Source organism: Pseudoalteromonas sp. S554 (genome assembly GCF_005930865.1).
GTDB lineage: Bacteria > Pseudomonadota > Gammaproteobacteria > Enterobacterales > Alteromonadaceae > Pseudoalteromonas > Pseudoalteromonas marina.
In genome coordinates this window covers 24093-45397 of the sequence record NZ_PNDV01000029.1, presented here as the reverse complement: position 1 = coordinate 45397, position 21305 = coordinate 24093, and the positions used below count along the sequence as shown (strand labels likewise).

Sequence of the window (21305 nt, the reverse complement as noted above, 5' to 3'; positions counted from 1 at the left end):
CTGCGCCCACCACTTTCATACATAAGCCGATGCTAAGTCGGTTTTTTTTATGCCTGAAATTTGAGAAAGCTTTCAGATATCAGTTAAACCTAATGATACATACTGCCAAATCTTCCATTTAGTCCTTCTCTAAAAGCGCAGCGTCTCTAAACCTCTTTGTGAATAACGCTCTTAAACATAACTGCACAAAGAGAAATAAAAGAGGAGTAAATGAGTAGTTCAAAACCACTATGAGTAATTAAACGCTGAAGCTTAAATCGTCGTAGACGTAGAGCTTGCTCACGTGAGAAGCGTAGCTTCTAATTACTTATGTATCTACTCAAAAGCATTCGCTGCTCTTTAACTTAAGCTGTGGTATTTTAAACACCTTGTTTAAAAGGATCTTGCTGTATGTTTAAAACCGTATTTTTTATATTTTTATTGAGTTTAAGTGCGCTTTTTACTGTTACCACACACGCGAATGAAGCAAAGCATTCAGTAACCGTCGGGGCTGAACAACCGGCAATGTATTTACCGCAATTACAAAATAAACGTGTTGGATTGGTGGTAAATCAAACCTCTTTAGTTGACCGAGCACACTTGGTTGACAGCCTACTGACTAAAAACATAAACATTACTAAAATTTTTGCACCTGAGCACGGCTTTAGAGGCGATCACGACGCCGGTGTTCATGTTAAAAACGCCATAGATAGCAAAACCGGTATCCCGCTTGTTTCTATTTACGGTAAGAATAAAAAGCCAAGCGCTGAAGCTCTTAGCAATGTAGATGTTATTGTTTTTGATATTCAAGATGTGGGTGTACGTTTTTATACTTACATAAGCTCTATGCATTACATGATGGAGGCTGCGGCTGAGCAAGGTGTTGAATTTATAGTGCTTGATAGGCCAAACCCCAATATTGCCTATATTGATGGGCCAGTTCTTGAGCACGAATTTAAATCGTTTGTAGGCATGCACCCAATCCCTGTATTGCATGGAATGACGGTAGGCGAGCTGGCTAACATGATCAAAGGCGAGGGCTGGATCAATAAAGCCACCGATCTAAAGCTCACCGTGATCCCCGTTGATCGTTACACACGCACAACTCGTTATAGCTTACCTGTAAAACCCAGTCCTAATTTACCAAACGATCAATCAATCGCGCTTTATCCGTCGCTGTGCTTTTTTGAAGCAACTCCTGTGAGTATTGGCCGCGGCACCGGTTTTGCGTTTCAGGTTATTGGTTATTCGCCGGTAAAATTAGGGGATTTTAATTTTACACCGCGCGCTATTAAAGGCGCCGCTTTAAATCCTAAATTTAAAAATACAACGGTACATGCCCTTGATTTAAGACAAGTAAACGCCACAGGGCTAAATTTAACGTACTTAATAAACGCCTACGCCACCCTTAATAAACATAACGTCGACTTTTTTGAACGCGCTGGATTTATGGATAAATTGGCAGGTACTAATAAACTGCGTTTAGCTATAGAGGCAGGGCAGTCGGCTGCGCAAATAAAGCAAAGCTGGCAAAGCGGTCTTACACAATTTAAAGCGCAACGAGCGCCTTATTTGTTATATGAGTAAGGCTTAACCATGTTATTTATTTTAGAAAATATTCGCTCCATAAAAAACGCATGGTTAGCCGCTTTGAGTTTAATTATTGTAGGCTGCAGTACTACACATAATTCATTAAAATCGCAGCCAGTGCTGATTAAAAGTCAGCTAATAGAGCTGCCAAACGCACAAGTTGTAGCCAGCTTTCCTGAGCCAAATCCAAGTAGCCGGTTTTATGTAAACAACCGTGGCACATTTAAAGCGTATAAAGGGCGCGGCCAATTATTAATACAAAACCACAGCGCCGAAAGTGCCGATATTTACATGAACAATCAAAAACTTGCTACCAATACGTTAACCACTAATACGCTTTATAATTACAGCTTAGCGGCGCATACTCATAATGGTATAAACACATTTAAGGTAGAAAATATTTTACCTAAAGGCGCAAGCTTAACGCTGCGTTTTGCATTTCCTACATTAAATTTAACGCCTAACAAGCCAGTTGATTTTACTGACGTTGATGAACTGATTGAGCGTGATATTAAAGCGGGTTTTCCCGGTGCGGTGCTGGCGGTTGTTAAAAATGGCGAGCTAATAAAACTTACAGCTTATGGTGATGCAAAGCAGTACCAGCAAAACGATCTAATGCTACTGCGCCCAGAGCCTATGCAAACGAATACTCTATTTGACTTAGCCTCAAACACTAAAATATTTGCTACTAACTTTGCACTCATGAAACTAATAAGCGAAGGGCAACTCAATATAAACAACCCCGTGCAAAGTTATTTAACAGAATACACAGGCGGTGGGCGAGAGCAACGCACAGTAAAAGAGTTACTTACTCATAGCGCAGGCTACCCACCCGTGTTTGATTTTCACCGAAAAGATACACAGCAAGGCGATGCATTTTATTCTCAAAATAGCCAAACCACTAAACAGCTTTTGCTCACCAAGGTGCCACTTAATAACAAAAAACCAATGCAACATGTGTATTCTGATATTGATTACATGATTTTAGGTGTATTGGTTGAGCGCATAACAGGGCAGCCACTAGACGAGTACTTAGAGCAGCACGTTTATACACCTCTTGCACTGAGTAACACGCTATTTAACCCACTTAAAAAAGGCTTTGAGCGCAGTCAATTTGCAGCCACCGAACTTAGCGGTAACACCCGCGATGGGCGTATAACTTTTGATAATATTCGAACACATGTGTTGCAAGGCCAAGTTCATGACGAACGCGCATTTTACTCTTTTGGCGGCGTTGCTGGGCATGCCGGGTTATTTAGTAACGCCCACGATTTAGCTGTGCTTTGCCAGCTATTATTAAATAATGGTGGCTACGGCGACCAACAATTATTTAGCGCAAGTGCCTTGGCGCAGTTTTTAACGCCGCAAAGCACTAACGAAACGTACGGCCTAGGTTTTAGGCTTGCAGGCAATAACCAAGCACGGCGTTGGCACTTTGGGCCTTATGCCAGCTCGCAAGCGTATGGCCATACCGGTTGGACAGGCACCGTAACAGTAATCGATCCCGCTTACGACTTGGCCATTGTTTTGCTTACTAACGCGCGCCACACTGCAATTAAAGGCACACAAAAACGTTATGAATTTACAGGCAAACAATTCGAAACCGCGCAATACGGATCTGTGGTATCGCTTGTTTACGAAGCGTTGTTAAATCAATAAATTATCGTATAGGTTAAAATGGGCTAATACAGTTACGCCCAATGGCTTATTTGCAGGTGACTTGGCAACATCAATCCATTAAGCTAAGCGGTTTACTCCATTAGGCCACTTTTTAAGTTTTAGGCTTAACATATAAGCGTTTAAGCGCGGGTTGTTAATAATTAAGGTTAACTTTTTATGCATTGGTATTCTATTTTACCGCCGCTAATTGCGATTGCTATCGTGTTTTGGCGCAAAGAAGTCATTATGGCGCTGCTAGTTGCCGTGGCGTCTTCTGAGTTTTTACTTGCCCTACAAGGGGAAGGAAATAGCGTATTTACAACATTTTTAAATACCATAGAGCGTATTATTTCGGTGGCAAGTTCGCCGGGTAACAGCCGCATACTCATATTTAGTATTTTAATAGGTGCTTTACTTGCCTACATACGCGAATCTGGCGGTGTAGCAGCAACGGTTAACTTATTAATGAACAAAGGGGTTGCAAAAGGTAAGCGCCAAGTTGGCTTTTTAACTATGTTTACCGGCGTTGCAGTGTTTATAGAGTCAAACCTAAGCGTGCTTACGTCGGGTATTTTGTCACGCGGCCTGTTCGACAAATTTAAAATGAGCCGTGCACGCCTTGCCTATATTATTGATAGTACCAGCGCACCTGTGTGTATTTTAATACTACTTAACGGCTGGGGCGCATTTGTGCTGGGTTTATTAGGTAATTACGAATTGGGCGAATCGGCGGTATCGGTATTGTGGGGCAGCGTTGGGTATAACTTTTACGCCATAATTACCTTGGTTATTGTTTTTTACACTATTGCGTTTGATAAAGTACACGGTCCAATGAAAGAGGCCGAACAAAAATTAGAGCTACAAACAAACGAGCTAAAAGAAGAAGTAAAAGGTTCTAAAGCGCGCTTTATGTTAGTGCCATTATTTACGCTAATTGCCAGCATGGTAGGCTTTATGTTTTACACTGGTAACGGTGTGTTGGCAGAAGGTAGCGGCTCTAAATCGGTATTATATGCAACTGTGCTCGCGATTGTGGTTGCTTACTTACTAATGATTAGTTCGCGCCAATTTACCCACCACCAATTGGTTGATACTGGCTTTAAAGGCATGGGCGAATTACTCCCATTGGTAAGTATTGTTTTGCTTTCGCTTACGCTAGGTGCAAGCTTAAAAGAGCTAGGTACGGGTGTGTTTGTTGCCTCATTAGTAGGCGACTACTTACCTATTTACTTAATAGTGCCCGTGCTGTTTTTAACAGGGGCGGTTATGTCGTTTACTACAGGCACATCGTGGGGCACGTTTGCCATACTTATCCCTATTGGCGTACCGCTAATACAAGCACTGGGTTTACCACCTTCATTGGTTGTAGGTGCTATTTTGGGCGGCGGTATATTTGGCGATCACTGTTCGCCTATATCCGACACCAGCGCGGTGTCGGCACTTGCATCGGGGTGTGACCTACTCACTCATGTTAAAACCCAGCTACCATATGCGTTATTTGGTGGCGCATTGACCTTCATTGCTTATTTGGTTATTAGCATTATTGTGTTGTAAAAACTCGGAACTCAAATATTTAAAAGCCTGCTTAATCGCAGGCTTTTTTGTTTTCACTTAGGTTGGATTGAGTTATACGAAGCCCAACGGAACGCCAATTTATTTCACAGCTTTAAAGCCGAGTAGATACACTGTTTTGTAGGCGCTTAGCTTGCTAGCGCGTCGGGTTAGATTATTTTTACGCATTCAATCAATATGTTATTAATTTTAATTAAATAACTATAGTTTTGTTATATTAAAAACTGAGATATGCTGGGTTTGGATTTTTAAGCTATTTTAAAAGGATTTTATTCGATGATTGCTGAAGATATTCCAGCTGAAAAAAAGAGTGATGGATATACGCCATACTTCCTAAGTGCAACAGATGATGTTGAGATAGATTGTGATGTCTCAAATGTTTTTGGCCAAGTTATTGCATCTGATAAAGCATACAATATTGCTATCACAGGCCCGTATTCATCTGGTAAATCTAGCTTTGTGAGCTCTTATAAAAAGAAGAACACTGAGTTTTCTAATACATCAATTGATGTTTCACTAGCTGCTTTTCAGGTTGATGAAGTGGGAGGTGGGAATAATAAATCAAGTAAGCCAGAGGTTTTTGACTTTGCAGATATAGAAAAAAGCATTGTCCAACAAATTATTTATAAAGTGCCTTCTTCAACAATTCCAAAATCTCGCTTTAGTAAATTAGCTACTTCCAAAGATACTACCAAGTGGAAGAGCTACATACTTGCTTCGCTTTGGCTTCTGTCTATTTTTTATATTTTTAATCCAAAAAGTTATATTTTTATTGATCCTATTAGGCCAATACTTGGGAAATATTTAGAGTTTTTTAACATTGCTTTATCTTTAGTTATGCTTTCAGGTTGCCTGTTTGGTATTGCATCTATAATCAAATATTTGAAAAACAATCTACCACTATCCAAAATAAGTTATTTAAATCCCACAAATGTGGAAGTAAGTTTCTTTTCAGAATCAGATTCAGTTTTGAATAGAACTCTGGATGAACTAGTATACTTTTTTTCTAGCTCAAATTATAACAAGGTGATATTTGAAGACTTAGAGAGGTTAAATAAGCCTGAGATATTCACGAAACTCCGTGAAATAAACATCATCTTGAATAATAGTGATGCAGTGAAAGGTAAGCATAAGAATGGAATTAAGTTTATTTATGTAACTAAAGATGATTGCTTCTCAGCAACAGAAAGAACTAAGTTTTTCGACTTTATACTACCCATAATTCCAGTTATTCACTCAAATAATTCATATGAAAAAATACGAGAGTTAATTTCCACAATTAAAGGTGTAAACCTATCTCATAATTTTTTAAGGGATGTAACTGTTTTTATTTCAGATATGAGGGTTTTGCAAAACATAGTTAACGAATTCTACTTCTACAGAAAGCTAGTTAATCATGATCAAAGTTTATCCGACGATAACTTATTTTCACTAGTTTTATCTAAAAACATGTTCCCCGATGAATTTGAGCTTCTTCAACAAAATAGTGGGAGTATATTTTCTGCTTTTGATACATCAAAAATAAAAAAAGAAGTAGTTGAATGTAAAAAAGCAATCATTCGTGGGTGCGAAGAGCAAATTGAAAAAATTCAAAATGCGATAAAATTTACTGATGTTGAGTATGAAGTCCTCATAAGATGGAAGCTTCAAATAATTACAAGTCAATACCCTGGGCTGCGTGGTTGGAAATTTGGACAAAAGACTATTGATAATAGCGATTATGATTCTGTTTTAGTAAGTTTACGAGAAGGTCTTGAATTAAAGCTCTCTGACTATGGCACATTAGTATCATTAGCTGAAAATGATGAATATTTGGAGATTCAAAGTTACTTAGAAAAGCTAAATGTGCTAGATGAGCCGAATGAAAAAGTTGAGCAACTTAATCGTAAAATAAATGAAATTTCAATATTAATAAGTAAAGTTGAGAGTGCTTCACTCAAGGAAATGTGCTCTCTTTTTGAGGGCGAAAGAGAAAGTCTTACAGGCTATAAATCAGATCATATTATTCACTACTTGTTGCGTGAAGGATATATCTATGAGGGCTATCAAAAATATATTTCAATATTCTATGAAGGCAAATTAACTCGTAATGACTTTACCTTTAGAAACAATATTGTTTATGGAAAGAAACCTAATTTTGAATATTCCCTAAATAATCCAGCAGGCATTGCTGAATTACTGGATGAAAATAGCTTTTCGCAAACCGCTATTTTAAACTTTGATCTTTTTGAATATTTAATATCCGAAAATCACTCATTTTTAAAACAAATCTGCAGCATATTAGATAACAACCCTAAGCTTCTTATTGAGTTTATCGATAAGTTAGAAAGTAGTAAGTTAATTGATATATCATCAATGCTCGAAATTCTAGTATTCAATAGGCTTAACTTTTTAGAGTTAAGCAAGAGTTATACCGATAAGTTTGGGGAGTGGTGCTTTAAACTATGTAAGAGTAAAGGTTTTTCTGATGTAGATTTTAATCATTATCTTTTTTTGGCGAATCATTTAAATGAAAATCCCAAAATTGTTGTTGAAATAGCAGGCGAACCAAAGGGGCTGAGAGAAGTGATTTTAGGAAATATACTTTCTCTTGACCCTTTGTTCGAGTATGTCGAATTTGATCATAAAAACGATGACCAGATTGAAGTTTATACAACTATGTTTAAAGCTAGGTGCATAAGACTTAACTCAGGTAGCTTATATAGTTATTTTAAATGTGTTTATAAAAGAAAGAAGTTTTCTTTAGCTTTTATCCTTAAAACTGAAGATGAACTGCTAAACATAGGTATTGCTGATACTGACACACTCCAGCTGTTAGTTGAAAAGTATTGGATAGAGACTACTAAAGAGGATATTGAGGACGAGAACTCAATAATTCAGGTGCTAAAGTCTGATATCGCCTTTGAAATAAAAGAGCAGTTAATAAGCAATATACCTTTTCAACTTCAACATATAATTAGCTCTAAACTAGATGACACAACTCATTTGGAACTCTCAAGACAAGATAAAGTCATACCTTCTATTGAGAATTTAGTCACTATGTTTGCTTATATTGATCATGATAGTGATTTCTTCGAAGATTTTAATATAGAAGCAGACAGAGTAGTTTCAGCTAATCTTGAAGATTTACTTTTAGCGGTTAAAAACTTGGACAATGACGAGCTACTCTTTGATTTTACAGGTGTTATTTTATTTAATGTTAAAAAACAAGCTACATTCCAGTCATTAATAGATCTTCTGAGTGAGCATATAAGCGGTTATGATTTAGATAATTTAACTGATGAGAAGTATAAGTACTTAATTAAAGAACGTTTAGTAATTTACTCTGATTCACTTAAAAGTGAATTTGAGGAAAATAGACTAGCTCTTCTTCCATTATTAATTTCGTGCAATAAGGATAAGTTTGAAGAAACAAATTACTTTTCTGACCTTGAAGACGAAATGCTTTGCTCCATTGCTAAATTAGAGATTCTTAGTAATGCTGAGATACTGGCCATTTTTGAAAGCTTAAATGAAAGTAGTTTCTTTTCTTCTGATGAATTATCTTCTTGTTTTGCTGATTTACTAATAATTCAGCCTTCTGATAAGGTGTCTGAGAAGTTGTTTGGGCATTTAGTTGAGTATGTAGAACCCAAATCAAAGAAAGGTCAGGCCTTAATTCGTGCAATGCATAATAAGTTTGATGCAATCTATCTTGTAGAAAATATGACTTTTGATTGTATTCCTTTTTTCTCCCTAAAAGGCAGAATACTTATTTTTGAAAGTGCTGAAGTCAGCGATGAAAACAAGGTGTCAGCAATTGCTAGTTTAAATGATGAAGAATTTAAAAGTCCTAAAATAGATACTATTTATTTAAGCTCCTTAGCTTGTGAGATGCAGTTTGATGGAGTCAAAGAAGTTAACATAATTAAGTTAGCTTCAGAACTAGATACTGATTATGATTTAATAAAGTTTCTATCCTGTCAAATAGATTTATTATCTGAGAGTGGTGTGAAAGAAATCTGTGGTTTTTCTACAGAGCAGATTGCAAAAATTAATACAGCTAAAACCCACTTTGAATTACCAAACTCTGAAGAGTATGATGTTTTTGCTTCATTGGTCTTAGATAAAAAATTGATTAAAAGAAAAAAAATCACTACAGCAGATAAAATTAGAGTTTATTTAAATAATTCATAAAATAACAAGCTACTTGGTGGTAATAATTTTTAAATTACCACCGCACAAACCACTTAAGCCTCGCACTGCTTCGCTCCAACTCCGGCATGTTTAAGTCCTACAATCTGCCCTTTGCTGTTATGCGCCATGGCCAGCATATCACCGGTATTGATATTACTTTCAACTGCGTGCCTTCCCTTTAAATCACTCAATAGCGACTGCTTAATTTGCACTAGCACCTCGTCATGACAGCTGGCTATGTACCAGTCGTTGTCGACCTTTACTAGTGTGCCGTATTCTATGTGGCGTTGCTGGTGGCGGCGTAAATCGTTTGCTAATTGGGTGTCGAGCGCGCGTTTTTGTTGCGTTATGGCGCTTGCGTAGCTGCCTGTTTGATCTATTTCATGCGTTGTTATAAACGAGTAGTCGTGTATATCTATGGTGTTTAATACGGTTTTAGGGGCGGTATTTATTACGTTGTTGCTGTCGAGCACTATAAAGGCCAGTAAGCCCAGAGCGCAGGTAAGGCTTGTGAGTTGCAGGGCAAAGCCTAACTTTTTAGGCTGTTTTTGAGCTACGCTGTGTTTTAACGCCTGTTGTTGAGCATGCGAAAGGGTGGTACGTGCTTTACGCGCTTTAAAGTGGTTTGTAAGCTTTTCATCAAACTGCTCATCAGGCTTGTTCATTATTGTCTCCTAATAATTGTTTTAGGTTTTGTTTGGCGTAGCGCAGTCTTGTTTTTATGGTTTGGGCGTTGCTTTGCGTTATAAGCTCTATGTCGGCAAGGCTAAAACCTTCTTGTTGTAAGGTGATGGCTTCGCGCTGCACAAAGCTCAGTTGCTTGAGCGCCGTGTTGAATGCTTCGTAACTAATGTGTGTGTCACCTATGTGCGAGTCACTACGTGCTAATTCGCTTTGATTGCCACTTTGCAAAGGTTGTAGGCTGTTTTCGTCAAGCTCCACAAAGTGTTGCTGTTTGCGGTATTCGTCTATTAACGTGTTACGTGCGAGTTTAAACAACCACGCTTTAGGCGTGGTTTGCGCTTGGTAAAGGTGGCGCTTTTCAATTACTTTTAGCCATGTTTGCTGGCTTACGTCGTATGCTAAGTGAGTATTAGATTGCGTAACTAGGTAGTGGTATAAATCGTTACTGTAGAGGGCAATAAGCTGCTCTAAGTAACGGTTTTCTCCACTTTTTGCATAACGCGCCATGCAGTCTTTGCTGGGCGTTTCAAATAACCAGGTTTTAATACTCATTAGCATAGGCGTTTAGTCCGTTAAATAGAGTTATCTAATTTAAAATCAAGTTGAACCGTTTGATCTGTTTGTAATTGTGCCACACCTTCAATTACTTTTGGGCGGTATTTCCAACGTTTAATAGCGCGTAGTGCTTCGCGGTTAAAAATACGTTTTGGTTCGGCGTTTAAAACTACCGCGTCTATTACTTCGCCAGTGGGCGAAATATTAAAGCTAAGTTGTACCCAGCCTTCTATTCCATCACGCGCAGCGGTGGTTGGGTACTTTGGATTTATGCGCACAATGGGTGAGGCATCTCCCGTTGGGCGGTTAAGGGTATTGTTAATACCGTCACCAAAGTCATCCATTATTAATGGCGGCGCCGTGTTGATTGCCATAATTGGGTCGGCACTCGGTGTTACACGCGGTGGCGCTTTAGGCGGCATTTTTGGTGTAGGTGGTTCTGGCATTTTATCTATGTGTCTTACTTTTGAATCTTCAGGCACTTTAAATATTTCAACCGTTATTTCTTTGCCAGGGTCTAGTGGTGCGCGTTGGTCGCCACTGATTAGGTATTGCATAAATGCAAAGGCGGCAAAGGTCATTGCTGCACCACCAATAACGGCGGTTGATGTTTTTATAAATGTTGGGTTATTTGGGGTTTCAAGTGTGTGCATAAGCCGCTCCTAGTTAACTCATTATGTGGTTTTCATAGCTATAACGGGTGGCAAATCAAAAAGGGGTGAAATATTTTTATAAAAAATGCGGGGTTTAGTTACAATAGCGTTTCGCATTCTTTTACTTATTAACTTTTTAGGCTGTTATGCAACTCATTGAAATAAATAAAGCGCGTTATCGTAAGCATTTAAATCGTGTCATTGTGGGCTGTGCAGCCTCGCTTGCGGCGGGGAGCTTAGCTATATCGCAAACGCTGATTGCGTTGTTTCCGGATGAAAGCGGAAGCCATTTTCATTGGAACTTAACTGGTGTGGTTATTACAAGTTTAGCCATAGGGTGGTTGTTAAATAAATACCGCACTCATCCTTATATGACCGAAGTGGTTTATGTATGGGAGCTAAAACAGGCACTTAATAAAATAACCCGTAAAATGCCAAAATTAAAAGCTGCTGGGCGCGAAGGTAACCCTGCTGCACTATTAGCCATTCATTACAGTTATGCGGGATCGCGTTTATTGTGGCAGCTAGACGACAACCTCATAACAATGGAAGACCTAGCCATTAAGCAAGCTGAGTTAGATTCGGTTGCCGCGCAGTTTAATTTAACGCTAAATGCTGACGATTACGAAGAGAGCATATTAAAACAGTTTTAAAGCCTAATTTAAGGAGCCGCAATGAAAAAAGTACTGATTGTATGTTTAGGTAATATTTGCCGTTCACCTACTGCTGAGGCGGTTTTAAAAGCGCGTGCAAAAGCCTTGGGTGTAAAGGTGGTGGTCGATTCTGCAGGTACAATTGGCTATCACGAAGGAAAATCGCCCGATAGCCGCTCAATGGCGGCGGGTGAAAAGCGCGGCTATAGCTTTAAAGGAATACACTCGCGTAAAGTTCGCACCAGCGACTTTACCGAGTTTGATTTAATTTTAGCAGCCGACAAACAAAATTTAACAGATTTAAAAGAGCAGTGCCCAACGCATTTACACTATAAGTTAGCGTTGTTTTTAGAGTATGGGGAGCAAAGCACACGTGCCATACCTGATCCCTATTACGGTGGTGACGACGGCTTTGAAAACGTACTTGATTTAATAGAAGCGGCCAGCGATAACATACTTGCTAAAATGTAAGCGCCTCTTATCAGTTTGTTACATTAACGAACATTTGTTTTATTGCCCTTTGTTCCTTAATTGAGTACGATTTATCCTTACTCAAAAGGAATATTATGAATACAAAAATATTACTACTGGTTTTATCACTTGGTTCGGGTTCTGCTTTTGCTAATGATGTGAGCTTTTCGATTGGGGGTGGCTACCCTTACTTGGTTGTACCTGAAGTGTCTTTATCGGCAGATAACAATTCTCAACGCTGGTACGCAAACTATAAAATTGGCCTAGATGATGGCTTTTCAGTGGGTTTTGAACACGCAGTTAGTGATAACAATAAACACGCATTGGGTGTGTTAGTTGGGGCTATTGGCGCACGTGATACCGACCAACCATGTGAAAGCACAAACACTGACGACATTGCTAGCGAGCTAGGTAATATTTTTGGATGTGCGCTAGGGCAAATATTTGATGATGAAACCACAAATGGTATTGGGCTTACATACAGTTATAACTTTAACGGCTTAAATAATAGTGGTTTTAGACTGATACTTGATGCGGGCTATGGTAAAACAAGTGACAGTAACGAAAAAAGAGCCGATGGTGCTATTCGTATTAGTTACGAATTTTAGGGCGTCGTGAGTAAAAATAAAAAAGGCGCTAAATAGCGCCTTTTTTATTTGTAAAACCGCTAGCGGTTTATTTTAAAATCTATTTGCACCTGGGTGCTTGCTACTACGGGGCTTCCGTTTTCAAATTTGGGTGCGTAACGCCATTTTTTAAGTGCCTCTAATGCTGACTTTTCAAATGCGTGGCCACCTTCTGAGCTTATTACTGATGAGTTTTTTACAAATCCGGCAGTGTCTACATCAAACTGAAGAACAACAATACCATCTGTATTTTGGCGTGCTTTATTTACTGGGTACTTAGGTGGTTGGCGGTATACCGGTGTTTGTTCTTGTGAGTCTTTCCATGGCACCATTTCGGCAATAGCTAAACAATGTTTAGTTGCTTGTTCGCTTTGACCTGTTTTTTCGTAAAGGTTTACAAGTTTTGAGTGCGCGGTAAGTTCGGCGTTATGATCAAAGCTTAGGTTGCTATCAAATACCGAAACAACATGATTTAAACGCTCAATCGCTTTTTTATATTTTCTCTTACTTTGCGCAAACGAGGCGACTAAAAAGTCTGTTTTGATTCGCTCAACCGTGTTTTCATCTAAATTTTCACGGTAGTACTCATCGGCTTCGTTCAATAACTTTTGCGCTGCACGAAACTTTTTATGTGCAAACTTACTTGCTAACAACGACGCGGCTTCAAATTGCATATCGGCAACAAATTTTGGTTTATTTTGTGCTTTAGCAATATCGATTATACGTTCGAGATGATCTTCTGCCAAAGACGCTGATTTAGCATTTTCGGCTTTACCTAAAAGTGCGTCGAGCGTTTGTAATGCATTTTTGCCGTGGTTATCAGCTAAGATTGTATACGCTTGCGAGTAAAGGCTATAACGCTGCTGCCTTATGTTTTTTTTGTTGCTTGTTGTGCTTGGCGGTGTAATGGCTTTAGCATAATTAATAGCAAGGTTTGCTGTGTTGTCGCTTTTATCGCCGTAAAAAGTAAGGCCTGTAGTGTAAGCTCGTTTTGCGGCTTGCTCAATATCGTGTTTTGTTTCTACTGCGTTTAGGTAACTTTGATAGGCAGTTGAAAAAGCCGCTTTAGCGTTGTCAGTTTGGCTAGCAAGTGTATTATTTGTAAAGGCAGATAAGCTTAATCCAACAAATAGGGCAAGGTGTTGTGGCTTCATAATGATCCTTATTAATTGTGAACCTGAACTTTGAATAATAACTCTATGCTAAGTGGTAATTACAGCGCTAACTTTAAATTTTATTCACTAAAAGCGTTGGTTAAAAAGCAGTAGACTTAAATGTCATTACTCTCGTGATATTAAACGTTTTATTTAAAATTCAGATAAATTTAACTAAAAACAACTTACTACAGATGATAGTTATTGTCATTAAATAGGTACGAAAAGCCAATGTTATATGTTGATTTAATGTGTTTTTTACTTAACAAGAACGCTGGTTAAGAGACTTGTTAAAATATTGACTAGTAGTGATATTTTAGGTTTTTTCTCTAGCCAGGTGTTTTCAATGAAAACAAGGCGAGTTTACGTGTCAATAGCTGGCCTATTGCAAGTACATTCAACGCAGTTAGCGCTGAAAATAGCTGCTAGAGATAGGTTTATTATCCCGAGTTCGGGTTAATTAAGGTTAGTCATTGAAAACAGGCGCTGTCGTCGCCATATAATTGCGATAAACAATGTTGTACTACGATCTAATTTTACTCCTTTGTGATATTATCACTTTATTGTCGTGTCGTAGTTATTTAAATATTTGGATTTGTCGTGGCGCAAGTAAGAGCAAGAGTCCAACTTAATGTTGGCAAAAATAGTGATATCCCTGCAGAAATAGTGTCATTTACTGACCTAAAAGATGGCCAAGAACATATTGCTATGGTGTTTAACAACGCCGATACCGAGCAAGATGTACCGCTTATCCGTATGCATTCGGAGTGTTTAACGGGGGATGTTTTTCATTCGTCACGCTGTGATTGCGGCGAACAGCTAAACGAATGTATTGAAATGATGCACGAGCAAGGCGGTATTTTGCTTTACTTACGCCAAGAAGGCCGTGGTATTGGTTTATACAATAAGATTGATGCTTACGTATTGCAATCGCAAGGTATGAATACCTACGAGGCCAATAACCATTTAGGCTTTGCAGACGACTTACGCGACTTTTCGGATGCGGTATTAATGCTTAATGCGCTTAACTTAAAGCACGTTAAATTAATGACCAACAATCCTAAAAAACTCAATGCTTTGAAAGATGCGGGTATTGAAGTTGATACAGTTATTGGTACACACGCACACATAAAGGCGGGTGTAGCAGGTAATAAAGCCTACTTAGAAACCAAAATAAAGCATGGCGCACATATGCTAGATATTAAAAAAATTAAAAAACCTTAATATTACTGGTCTGCCTCTGTGATCCCACCCAACGCCAAGTTATACTTGGCGTGTTTCGTTATAAATTAAGAGCAAGTATGTCTACACAATTACGAGTATTTAAAGCAGATGCCGGGCTAAAGTGGTTAAAAGCGGGATGGCTTATTTTTAAAACCCAGCCAATGACGTTTATTTTTATGCATTTATTTATTGGCATTGTGGGCTTACTGTCGTTGTTTTTACCTTTACTGCAAGTGGTTGCTGCACTGGCTACGCCTTTTTTAACTGCTGGCTTTTACCAAGCAGTGCTGACCAAACAGCAAGGCGGTAAAATAATGTTGGCTGACATTCTTAAGCCATTTTCAGCTAAAGGAAACCGTTTAGGCTTGGTACGTTTGGCGTTATACCAAATGGGTGCGGGTATTTTAATGGCGTTATTAGCAAACGGTTTATTTGCCGATGCCGTGGCAATTATGAGCCAGCCAGGGCTTGAACCTCAAGCTGCACTTGAGCAAACTATTGCGAGTATTTCGGGTGCGAGTGTTATTTTATTTTTTATGGCCATGCTTATTTATTTAACGGCCTTTGCCTATGCGGTACCGCTTGTTTATTTTAATAAAGAGCAACGTATTTTAACGGCGCTTAAGCAATCGCTTATGGTTTTTTATCATAATTTGTTTCCGTTGAGTGTTTTTGGCGTTATTTGCGTACTATTTATGGCGGTTTCTATGTTCTTATCGTTCTTACCACTGTTGATTTTAATGCCGATTTGCTACATTAGTTTTTTTGTTTCTTATCAGGCGATTTTTATGCCGATTGTCCCACCAAGTGACGACAAAAATGTTAAGCCACTAAGCAGTGAAACAAGCGGACGCTTTGACGCTTAATGGATGATAAGTTAAAACAAAAATTAAAAAATTATGTACTTTGGTTACTCGGGCGCCAAGAATACTCGCGTCGTGAGTTAACCTTTAAATTACAGCAAAAAGAAGCCACAGATGAGTTTATCGAAAACTTGCTTGATTGGTGCGAAAAGCACAACTTTATAAACGAGCAACGTTACTGTGAAGGCTTTGTAAGAAAACACATTTTTAAATGCCATGGGCTTAAGCGAATTCAAAGCGAGGCCATGGGCAAAGGGATTGACCGTTCGCTACTTGAAAGAGTAGTTGAAGAGCTTGAAATAGACTGGTTTGAGCTTGCGCAGGATGCGTATAACAAAAAATATTCAAATACACCGGCAAACCTCGATTACAAAGACAAGGCTAAGCGCGTGCGCTACTTAATGTATCGAGGTTTTAGCTACGAACAAATCGATTTTGCAATGCAATCACAGTAAATACAGGTGAGATTTTCACATGCAGCACATGACTACCGCACAAATTAGGCAACAGTTTTTAGACTTTTTTGCCAGCAAGCAACACCAAGTTGTTCCTTCAAGCTCGCTTATTCCGGGTAACGATGCCACGTTATTGTTTAACAATGCCGGTATGGTGCAATTCAAAGATGTATTTTTAGGCGCAGAATCTCGCCCATATACACGTGCAACAAGCTCGCAGCGTTGTGTGCGTGCCGGTGGTAAACATAACGATTTAGAAAACGTGGGTTACACGGCGCGCCATCACACATTTTTTGAAATGTTAGGTAACTTCAGTTTTGGTGACTACTTTAAGCAAGAAGCAATTAAGTTTGCGTGGGAGTTTTTAACTGAGGTTGTTAAATTACCTCAAGAAAAACTGCTTGTTACTATTTACCACGATGATGAAGAAGCATTTGAGTACTGGTCAAAAGATATTGGCTTAAGTGAAGATCGCATTATTCGTATTGCTACCTCAGATAACTTTTGGTCTATGGGTGATACAGGCCCATGTGGTCCGTGTTCTGAAATATTTTACGATCACGGTGAGCATATTTGGGGTGGTCCTCCAGGCTCTCCAGAGGAAGACGGCGACCGTTTTATCGAAATTTGGAACCTCGTATTTATGCAGTACAACCGTCAAAGCGACGGTACTATGCTGCCATTACCTAAGCAATCTGTTGATACGGGCATGGGCCTTGAGCGTATTTCTGCTATTTTGCAGGGCGTGCATTCAAACTACGAAATCGATTTATTCCAAGGCTTAATTGCAGCGGCGGCGAGTGTCACTAACGCGCAAGATATGGACGATAAGTCGCTTCGCGTAGTAGCGGATCATATTCGCTCATGTGCGTTTTTAATCTCCGACGGTGTTATGCCATCTAACGAAGGCCGTGGTTACGTACTTCGTCGCATTATTCGCCGTGCGGTACGCCATGGTAATAAGCTTGGCGCACAAGGCGCGTTTTTCTTTAAATTAGTTGCTGCACTTATTGAGCAAATGGGTCAAGCGTACCCAGAGCTTGCTAAGCAACAAGAAATTATCGAAAAAGTACTGCGTATTGAAGAAGAGCAATTTGGTAAAACACTTGAGCGTGGCTTAGCTATTTTAGAAGAAAGCTTAAGCGACCTTAAGGGCGATGTGATCCCAGGCGATTTAGTATTTAAACTTTACGATACGTATGGTTTCCCTGCCGATTTAACCGCCGATGTTGCGCGTGAGCGCCAAATGACCATTGATCATAAAGGCTTTGAAGAATGCATGGCTGTACAGCGAAAAACTGCGCAGCAAGCTGGTAAATTTGGTGCCGATTACAACGAGCAGTTAAAATCAGATAAACACACTGACTTTAAAGGCTACGACAGCACGCATTACAGCGCGACAGTGGTTGAAGTGTTTGCCGGTGGTGAGGCCGTACAGTTATTAGAAGATGGCCAAGAAGGCATTGTAATACTAGATCGCACACCGTTTTACGCAGAATCTGGTGGCCAAACGGGTGATACCGGTACAATTACAGTGGCTGGTGGCGAGTTTAATGTGACTAACACTACTAAACTAGGTAATGCATTTGCGCACCACGGTACAGTACAAGGCCGTATTGGTGTTAACGATAAAGTGGATGCCACTATTGATGATGATCGTCGTGAGAACATCAAGAAAAACCATACAGCTACGCATATTTTACACGAAGCATTACGTCAGTTATTAGGTGAACATGTAAGCCAAAAAGGTTCGTTAGTTCAATCGGATCGTTTACGATTTGATTTCTCGCACTTTGAAGCCGTAACTAAAGACGAACTTCGTGACATTGAACGTGTAGTTAACGACGAAATTCGCCGTAACTTTGCACTTAATACTGAGCTTATGGCTATTGATGATGCTAAAGCGAAAGGTGCTATGGCGCTGTTTGGCGAAAAGTACGACGACGAAGTACGCGTAGTCACCATTGGCGATTACTCAATTGAGCTTTGTGGTGGCACACACGTTGAACGCGCTGGCGATATTGGCTTATTCAAAATAGTATCTGAAAGCGGTATTGCTGCAGGTGTTCGCCGTATAGAAGCAGTAACTGGCGCAGATGCGATTGCTTATGTAAGTGAGCAAGAGCAACAGCTTAGCGATGTAGCAGCGCTTGTGAAAGGCGATAGCGCATCAGTACTTGAAAAAGTAACTGCGCTTCTTGAGAAGTCTAAAGGCCTTGAAAAGCAAATTGCTCAGCTTAACGATAAGCTAGCGAGCGCAGCAGGTGCATCGTTACTTGATTCGATTGTAGAAATTAATGGCGTTAAGCTATTGGTTGCAAATGTTGAAGGCACTGAGTCTAAAGCGCTTCGTGGTATGGTTGACGACCTTAAAAACAAGATTGGCTCAGGTGTTATTGCCCTCGGTGTTGCCAGCGGTGAAAAAGTAAGTCTAATTGCCGGTGTGACTAAAGACTTAACTGGTAAAGTAAAAGCCGGTGAGCTTGTAAACCACATGGCTTCTCAAGTAGGCGGTAAAGGTGGTGGTCGCCCTGACATGGCACAAGCAGGTGGTTCTGAGCCACAAAACCTTGCTGCTGCACTTGATAGCGTTACTGCTTGGTTAACTGAGCGTACTTAAGCCTAAGTGGCGTTAATTGTACAGAAGTATGGCGGCACGTCGGTTGGCTCAATAGAGCGAATAGAAGCGGTCGCCGACCTTGTTGTTAAAACTAGGCAACAAGGTCATCAAGTGGTTGTAGTGCTCTCGGCTATGTCGGGAGAAACCAACCGCTTAATTAACCTTGCCAAACAAATAGATTCCCGTCCTAGTAACCGCGAGCTCGACGTACTAATTAGTACCGGCGAGCAAGTATCGGTTTCGTTATTGGCTATGGCTATTATCAAACGCGGCCATTCAGCCGTTAGCCTATTAGCTGATCAAGTTAATATTCAAACCGATAATATGTTCGGTAAAGCCCGCATTACAGACATTGCAGCTACACGTTTAAAGCATGAACTTGAGCATAACCGTATTGCTATTATTGCCGGATTTCAGGGGCGTGATGTTGAAGGCAATATAACAACCCTTGGCAGAGGCGGTACTGATACGTCGGCTGTAGAAATAGCTGCGGCTATAAAAGCTGATGAATGTCAGATCTATACTGATGTTGACGGCGTATATACTACAGATCCTCGGGTTGAACCTAACGCACGAAGAATGAGCCAAGTGACCTTTGCTGAAATGCTAGAGTTAGCAAGCTTAGGTGCTAAAGTATTGCATATTCGTTCTGTTGAGGCGGCAGGTAAACACAATGTTCCATTAAGGGTGCTTTCGAGCTTTAACCCCGATGAAGGAACATTGATTACGTTTGAGGAAGACGATATGCCAAGTAAAGTTGTTTCGGGTATTGCATTTAATACAGATGAGTGCTTAATTAAGGTACAGGGTGTGCAAAGCGGCACTCAAAATCTTGTAAAAATATTGAAACTTTTTGCTGATAACGGCATCGAAATAGATATGATTAATCAAGTTAATCATATCTTTGAAAAAATAGACTATGCTTTTACTGTGCATTCGAACGACTACCCGCAAGCACTAGAGTTACTAACCGAGCAAAAGGTGTCTTTAGGTGCTGAAAATATAATCGGGCTAACAACCATTGCAAAAGTATCTGCTGTTGGTATGGGAATGAAATCGCACTGGGGTGTTGCTAGTTTATTTTTTGATGCCTTAGCAAATGAAAATATTAATGTAGTTTTAGTGTCTACATCAGAGATTAAAATTTCAGTTTTAATAGATGAAAAGTACCTCGAACTGGCTGTTCGTGCATTACACAAAGTATTTTTAACGGAAAGTAGATAGATAGTGAGTTTTTACTTACTTTTTAGTCTATTTTTCATTAATATGGATAAGCGGAATCTTATAATTTTTATTGGAACATGGGAGCAAGAGAATGCTAATACTAACTCGTAGAGTAGGTGAAACCCTTATGATCGGTGACGAAGTAACAGTGACCGTTTTAGGAGTTAAAGGAAATCAAGTTCGAATTGGTGTAAATGCACCAAAAGACGTTTCAGTGCATCGTGAAGAGATTTACATGCGTATACAAGCTGAAAAGTCTAACCCTAATCCGGGCAATGCTTAATCAACACGTATACTTAACTAAATAATTTATTTAGCTAAGCCAAAAAGCCACTCATTGAGTGGCTTTTTTGTTTATAAAGTCGAGCATTTCATCTGTGAGTATTTGCTTAGAGATATATTGCATGTTGTTTTTATTTTTTATCAATAAGCCCTGTGGTGTTTCGATTATTTCAGTGATGTCTTGCCAAGCGAGCTGGTAGCTTTTGTAATGGTTTGCCGATTTAATGCCTTCATCATCAAAAGTGAGCGTAACCTCTGAGCCTGATGCTCTGCTAAACATTTGTCTGGTTACCCACCATGGCCTGCGATAATAAAAAGCAACGCATTCGAGTACAGCAACCATGATCAAAAATGTTCCTAAATAATGATCAGCTAAACCGTAAATGCTAAATAAACCAAGCGAAACTAATAGTACCAGTAAAAAATACTTAGGCTGCGCGCGTTTACTGTAAGGAAGTGACTCGTCAAAGCATTCATAAAAGTAGGGTTTATCAAGTGTGTAGGTAGTTGAAAATGACATAGTGCCTTGCTTTAAAAATCGTTTTATATATTTTAGCAAGTTCGCTTATAAATGAGCAGCTTTATAATGCGTGCATTTATTTCGGGCACAAAAAAACGGCCAGGTGGCCGTTTTTTTAATATACTAACTATTAACAGTTAGTTTCTTCAGCGTTTACGCCTTCTTTTACTTCTTCACACGTATCTTCAACAGAGTTTTGTACATCTGTTACTACTTCATCAATACGTTCACCAGCTTCTTCTGCGTTGTTATCTTGGCAACCCATGATGAAAAAACTTGCGAAAAGACCAATTAGTGCTGCTTTTAAAGTTGTAGAGTTCATAGTGTAATTCCTTGTAAATAAAT

The 21305-nt window shown here is 39.4% G+C and carries 19 protein-coding genes; 13 read left to right on the top strand and 6 right to left on the bottom strand.

Going from position 1 to position 21305, the window contains the following annotated elements:
• Positions 1 to 390: 390 nt before the first annotated feature.
• The 4 genes from CWB65_RS07320 (at position 391) to CWB65_RS07305 (ending at position 8976) form a co-directional block, all read left to right on the top strand.
• A complete protein-coding gene (locus CWB65_RS07320) occupies positions 391 to 1566 on the top strand; it encodes an exo-beta-N-acetylmuramidase NamZ family protein (protein ID WP_138740288.1) in 1176 nt (391 codons plus the stop codon).
• A gap of 9 nt (positions 1567 to 1575) precedes the next feature.
• Entirely contained in the window at positions 1576 to 3228 is a 1653-nt protein-coding gene (pbp4b, locus tag CWB65_RS07315; RefSeq protein ID WP_138740287.1) for a penicillin binding protein PBP4B, read from the top strand.
• Between the two features lie 177 nt (positions 3229 to 3405).
• The gene (locus CWB65_RS07310; RefSeq protein ID WP_006794362.1) at positions 3406 to 4782 is read left to right on the top strand and encodes a Na+/H+ antiporter NhaC family protein; all 1377 of its coding nucleotides are present in this window, start codon (positions 3406 to 3408) and stop codon (positions 4780 to 4782) included.
• 294 nt (positions 4783 to 5076) lie between these two features.
• Positions 5077 to 8976, top strand: coding sequence for a YobI family P-loop NTPase (locus tag CWB65_RS07305; protein ID WP_138740286.1), 3900 nt, complete (start codon positions 5077 to 5079; stop codon positions 8974 to 8976).
• A gap of 53 nt (positions 8977 to 9029) precedes the next feature.
• On the opposite strand, the gene CWB65_RS07300 is transcribed toward CWB65_RS07305, so the two are convergent.
• From CWB65_RS07300 to CWB65_RS07290, 3 genes are read right to left on the bottom strand one after another with little or no spacing between them, the layout of a single operon-like run.
• On the bottom strand, positions 9030 to 9641 hold the full coding sequence (locus tag CWB65_RS07300; RefSeq protein ID WP_138740285.1) for a hypothetical protein: 612 nt from the start codon (positions 9639 to 9641) through the stop codon (positions 9030 to 9032).
• Positions 9628 to 10218, bottom strand: coding sequence for a sigma-70 family RNA polymerase sigma factor (locus CWB65_RS07295; protein WP_138740284.1), 591 nt, complete (start codon positions 10216 to 10218; stop codon positions 9628 to 9630). The genes CWB65_RS07300 and CWB65_RS07295 overlap by 14 nt, the downstream gene beginning before the upstream one ends.
• 14 nt (positions 10219 to 10232) lie before the next feature.
• Positions 10233 to 10868 (bottom strand): energy transducer TonB, encoded by a 636-nt coding sequence (locus CWB65_RS07290; protein ID WP_138740283.1) that lies wholly within the window; start codon positions 10866 to 10868, stop codon positions 10233 to 10235.
• A gap of 146 nt (positions 10869 to 11014) precedes the next feature.
• On the opposite strand from CWB65_RS07290, the gene CWB65_RS07285 reads away from it, so the two are divergent.
• The 3 genes from CWB65_RS07285 to CWB65_RS07275 all read left to right on the top strand — a co-directional run bounded on the left by CWB65_RS07285 (position 11015) and on the right by CWB65_RS07275 (position 12600).
• Complete coding sequence (locus CWB65_RS07285) at positions 11015 to 11521, top strand: DUF3087 domain-containing protein (protein ID WP_008129031.1); 507 nt, start codon at positions 11015 to 11017, stop codon at positions 11519 to 11521.
• 21 nt (positions 11522 to 11542) lie between these two features.
• Entirely contained in the window at positions 11543 to 11992 is a 450-nt protein-coding gene (locus CWB65_RS07280; RefSeq protein ID WP_138740282.1) for a low molecular weight protein-tyrosine-phosphatase, read from the top strand.
• 95 nt (positions 11993 to 12087) lie between these two features.
• Positions 12088 to 12600: a hypothetical protein gene (locus tag CWB65_RS07275; RefSeq protein ID WP_008129036.1), complete on the top strand. Its 513-nt coding sequence runs from the start codon at positions 12088 to 12090 to the stop codon at positions 12598 to 12600.
• A 59-nt stretch (positions 12601 to 12659) separates the two neighbouring features.
• On the opposite strand, the gene CWB65_RS07270 is transcribed toward CWB65_RS07275, so the two are convergent.
• A complete protein-coding gene (locus CWB65_RS07270) occupies positions 12660 to 13772 on the bottom strand; it encodes an energy transducer TonB (protein ID WP_138740281.1) in 1113 nt (370 codons plus the stop codon).
• A gap of 600 nt (positions 13773 to 14372) precedes the next feature.
• Between CWB65_RS07270 and CWB65_RS07265 the strand changes: the two genes are divergently transcribed.
• From CWB65_RS07265 to csrA, 6 genes are all read left to right on the top strand, one after another.
• On the top strand, positions 14373 to 14996 hold the full coding sequence (locus tag CWB65_RS07265) for a GTP cyclohydrolase II (protein WP_006794352.1): 624 nt from the start codon (positions 14373 to 14375) through the stop codon (positions 14994 to 14996).
• A 77-nt stretch (positions 14997 to 15073) separates the two neighbouring features.
• A complete protein-coding gene (locus CWB65_RS07260; protein ID WP_008129389.1) occupies positions 15074 to 15862 on the top strand; it encodes a BPSS1780 family membrane protein in 789 nt (262 codons plus the stop codon).
• On the top strand, positions 15862 to 16314 hold the full coding sequence (locus tag CWB65_RS07255) for a regulatory protein RecX (protein ID WP_006794350.1): 453 nt from the start codon (positions 15862 to 15864) through the stop codon (positions 16312 to 16314). The genes CWB65_RS07260 and CWB65_RS07255 overlap by 1 nt, the downstream gene beginning before the upstream one ends.
• Before the next feature lie 19 nt (positions 16315 to 16333).
• Positions 16334 to 18934, top strand: coding sequence for an alanine--tRNA ligase (gene alaS, locus CWB65_RS07250; protein WP_138740280.1), 2601 nt, complete (start codon positions 16334 to 16336; stop codon positions 18932 to 18934).
• A 6-nt stretch (positions 18935 to 18940) separates the two neighbouring features.
• Positions 18941 to 20158, top strand: a complete 1218-nt coding sequence (locus tag CWB65_RS07245) for an aspartate kinase (RefSeq protein WP_138740279.1) — start codon at positions 18941 to 18943, stop codon at positions 20156 to 20158.
• A 91-nt stretch (positions 20159 to 20249) separates the two neighbouring features.
• Positions 20250 to 20441 carry a carbon storage regulator CsrA gene (gene csrA, locus CWB65_RS07240; protein WP_004587515.1) on the top strand — a complete coding sequence of 64 codons (192 nt, stop codon included), beginning with the start codon at positions 20250 to 20252 and terminating at the stop codon, positions 20439 to 20441.
• A gap of 51 nt (positions 20442 to 20492) precedes the next feature.
• Here csrA and CWB65_RS07235 read toward each other — a convergent pair whose 3' ends face one another.
• Both CWB65_RS07235 and CWB65_RS07230 read right to left on the bottom strand, forming a co-directional pair.
• Positions 20493 to 20960, bottom strand: coding sequence for a YcxB family protein (locus tag CWB65_RS07235; RefSeq protein WP_138740278.1), 468 nt, complete (start codon positions 20958 to 20960; stop codon positions 20493 to 20495).
• A gap of 130 nt (positions 20961 to 21090) precedes the next feature.
• The gene (locus CWB65_RS07230; protein WP_006794346.1) at positions 21091 to 21282 is read right to left on the bottom strand and encodes a hypothetical protein; all 192 of its coding nucleotides are present in this window, start codon (positions 21280 to 21282) and stop codon (positions 21091 to 21093) included.
• Between the last annotated feature and the right edge of the window lie 23 nt (positions 21283 to 21305).